Source organism: Pseudoflavonifractor capillosus (genome assembly GCF_016902575.1).
Taxonomy (GTDB): Bacteria; Bacillota; Clostridia; order Oscillospirales; family Oscillospiraceae; genus Enterenecus; species Enterenecus capillosus_A.
Genome location: NZ_JACSNZ010000080.1, coordinates 1 through 3,366 on the forward strand (window position 1 = coordinate 1; position 3,366 = coordinate 3,366).

Genomic DNA, 3,366 nt, shown 5'->3' on the forward strand with positions numbered 1-3,366 from the left:
AAGAAAAAACAGCCTGTAATTTCATGTTACAGGCTGTTTTTCGCAAAAATCAAAAAGAAAGAGCACAGTTTACACTGTGCTCTTTCTGGCGCGGAAGGAGGGATTTGAACCCTCGCGCGGCTTTGGACCGCCTACTCCCTTAGCAGGGGAGCCCCTTCGGCCTCTTGGGTACTTCCGCAAATCCGAATGAAAAGAAAATATAAAGTTGGCGGAGAGGGTGGGATTCGAACCCACGGCCCTTTCGAGTCACTAGTTTTCAAGACTAGCTCCTTAAACCACTCGGACACCTCTCCATGATGGAGCTCGCAGCCCAAATGCAAGAGTTATCCTACCATAGGTTTCCCAATCTGTCAAGATATTTTTCATTTTTCCTTTCCCTTTGTTTCCCCTTTCTTTGTTCCTTGACAAACACGCTTTGTTCCGCTAAAATATCACTGAGTAAAAGGCAAGGATGGGAAGAAGACACAGCTGAGATCCTTCAGAGAGCCGATGGTGGGTGTAAATCGGTGGATGTCCCTGTGTGTATACTGGACCCGGAGCCGCCGTCCCGAATGACAGGAAGTAAGGACGGACGGGTGATCCCGTTACAGGTCGAGGCCTTGTTGGAGGTCGTGAGCGTCCATGGGTGACCGTGGGCGGAATTAGGGTGGTACCGCGTCATGTGACGCCCCTGACATGTTTCGTCGGGGGCTTTTTTCGTACCCCGAAGTTGTCCAAAGGAGGAACTTCCCCATGAATTTGAAACCCGGATTTCAAAAGTACATTCCTTTCCAGCCTCAGCCCATTTCCAACCGCACCTGGCCGGACAAGGTTTTGACCCATCCCCCCGTGTGGTGCTCCGTGGACCTGCGGGACGGAAATCAGGCCCTCATTGACCCCATGAACCTCCAGGAAAAGCTGGAGTACTTCCACACCCTGCTGGATATCGGCGTCAAGGAAATTGAGATTGGCTTTCCCTCCGCCTCCGAAACCGAATACGAGATTTGCCGGGAGCTGATCGAAGGAGGCCACATCCCCGATGACGTGACCATCCAGGTGCTGGTGCAGGCCCGAGAGCACCTGATCCGCCGCACCTTTGAAGCTATTCGTGGCGCCAAAAACGTGATCCTCCACTTCTACAACTCCACCTCTACCCTTCAGCGCAAAGTGGTGTTCGGTATGGACTGCGCCGGCATCACCAAGATCGCCACCGATGCCGCTGACCTCATCTATGAGATGGCTCAACCCGTCATTGCAGGGGGCACCAACCTGCGCTTTGAGTACTCCCCCGAGTCCTTCATGGGCACCGAGATGGACTACGCCGTGGAGATCTGTGCCGCTGTGCTGGATCACCTTCACGCCACAGCGGAACACCCCGTCATTTTGAACCTGCCCACCACTGTGGAAAACTGTATGCCCAACCAGTTTGCGGATATGCTGGAATACTTCATCCGCAATCTGCCTGGTCGGGAGCGGGCCATCATCTCCCTGCACCCCCACAATGACCGGGGCACCGGCGTGGCCACCACCGAGCTGGGCCTGCTGGCCGGAGCCGACCGAGTGGAGGCCACCCTGTTTGGCAACGGCGAGCGCACCGGCAATGTGGACATGGTCACCCTTGCCATGAATATGTGGACCCAAGGCATTGACCCCCAGCTGGATTTCCACAACATCAACAAGATCCGGGATATGTATGAGCGCTGCACCAAGATGAAAATCGGGGAGCGCCAGCCCTATGTGGGTGAGCTGGTGTTCACCGCCTTCTCCGGCAGCCATCAAGATGCCATCAACAAAGGCTACCACTATATGCATGACAGCGGCACCGATATGTGGGAGGTACCCTATCTGCCCATTGATCCCGCCGACGTGGGCCGGGAATACGAGCCCATCATCCGCATCAACTCCCAGTCCGGCAAGGGCGGCGCTGCCTTTGTCATGCAGCAGAACTTTGGCTACGACCTTCCCAAAGCCATGCACGCTGAGTTTGGTGCCGTGGTACAAAAGGAGTCCGACCGGGTGGGCAAGGAGCTCAAGCCGGAGCAAATCTTCCAACTCTTCGATCAGGAGTATCTGTCCGTGCCCAAGACTTACCAGCTGGAGCGCCACAGCTTCCAGGAGGATGCCCGCCACGGGGACGCCAGCTGGGTAACCTTTGAGGGCGAAGTCAGCTACAAGGGGCGGGTCATGGAAGTCTGGGGCGAGGGCAACGGCCCCATCGACGCCTTCTTCAACGCCCTGCACAACCTGCCCGTGGCTCCCATCGACGGCTACCAGTTCGTGGACTACAAAGAGCACGCCATCTCCTCCGGTTCGGACACCCAGGCCGTGTGCTATATCCACCTGAAAGCCCCCAATGGGCAGGATGTGTTCGGCGTGGGCAAGAGCCACAACATCAGCCGGGCCTCTCTGCGGGCTATTCTCTGCGCCATAAACCGTTCCCTGCGGGGCTGATGAGGAGGTCACATGATGTTTAACATCGCTTTTATCGGATGTGGAAATATGGGCTCTGCCCTGGCCCGGGCGGCTTGCGCCAGCGTGGGGCCAAATCATGTGTGGCTGGCCAACCGCACGTTTGGCAAAGCGGAGACTTTGGCAAAGGAATTGGGCTGCCACGCAGTCCAGGATAATGTCCAGGCTGTGGAGCAGGCGGACTACATCTTCCTGTGTGTCAAACCCCACCTGCTCTCCGGCGTGCTGGCTCAGCTTTCCCCCGTCCTGGAACAGTTCCCCCAAAAGGTGCTCATCTCCGTGGCCGCCGGGGTTACCTTGGCCACCCTGCGCTCCTTCCTGTCCTCTAAAGCCCAAGACATTCCCCTGCTGCGCCTGATGCCAAACACCTGCGTGGAAATTGGGCAGGGAATGTCCGCCCTGTGCGCCGCCCCTAACACTTCCCAGGAGCAGATTCAGGCGGTGCAAGATATTCTGGCCCGCTCCGGCCGGGTAGATCTGCTGGAGGAATCCCTCATGGACGCCTTCACCTCGGTGGCCGGGTGCGGCCCTGCCTACGTCTATCCCTTCATCGAGGCTCTGGCCGACGGCGGTGTCATGGTAGGTCTGCCCCGCAAGCAGGCCATGGAATACGCCGCCCAGACCCTGTTAGGCGCTGCCGCCATGGTGCTGGAAATGGGACAGCACCCCGGCGCTCTCAAGGATGCCGTATGCTCCCCCGGCGGCTCCACCATTGCAGGGGTGGCAGCTCTGGAGGCAAATGGCCTGCGCCACGCCGCCATCCAGGCGGTGTTAGCAGCCATGGAGCGAAACCGTCAGCTGGGAAAACAGTAATAGGAACCCCCCGGCATAGCCGGGGGTTCTTCATATGCGGGCAAAGCCCTTTGTTACTAGCCACGCCTCAAGGCGTTGGTACGGTCTGCCACTTGCGAAAGATTA

At 57.8% G+C, this 3,366-nt stretch carries 2 protein-coding genes, 2 tRNA genes and 1 other annotated feature; of the genes, 2 read left to right on the top strand and 2 right to left on the bottom strand.

Annotated features, from left to right (window positions below):
• Nucleotides 1-86: 86 nt before the first annotated feature.
• Nucleotides 87-178, bottom strand: a tRNA-Ser gene (locus tag H9X86_RS11680).
• 28 nt (nucleotides 179-206) lie between these two features.
• A tRNA-Ser gene (locus H9X86_RS11685) sits at nucleotides 207-293 on the bottom strand.
• Between the two features lie 146 nt (nucleotides 294-439).
• Nucleotides 440-675: a binding site (T-box leader), on the top strand.
• A gap of 57 nt (nucleotides 676-732) precedes the next feature.
• Here H9X86_RS11685 and leuA point away from each other — a divergent pair.
• A complete protein-coding gene (leuA, locus tag H9X86_RS11690) occupies nucleotides 733-2,430 on the top strand; it encodes a 2-isopropylmalate synthase (RefSeq protein ID WP_204901685.1) in 1,698 nt (565 codons plus the stop codon).
• A 15-nt stretch (nucleotides 2,431-2,445) separates the two neighbouring features.
• Nucleotides 2,446-3,261, top strand: a complete 816-nt coding sequence (proC, locus tag H9X86_RS11695; RefSeq protein WP_243416951.1) for a pyrroline-5-carboxylate reductase — start codon at nucleotides 2,446-2,448, stop codon at nucleotides 3,259-3,261.
• The last annotated feature ends 105 nt before the right edge of the window (nucleotides 3,262-3,366 follow it).

Excerpts from the sequence above, each read along its gene's own strand:
- leuA (WP_204901685.1), top strand. The coding sequence starts at position 733 with ATGAATTTGAAACCCGGATTTCAAAAGTACATTCCTTTCCAGCCTCAG.
- proC (WP_243416951.1), top strand. The coding sequence starts at position 2,446 with ATGTTTAACATCGCTTTTATCGGATGTGGAAATATGGGCTCTGCCCTG.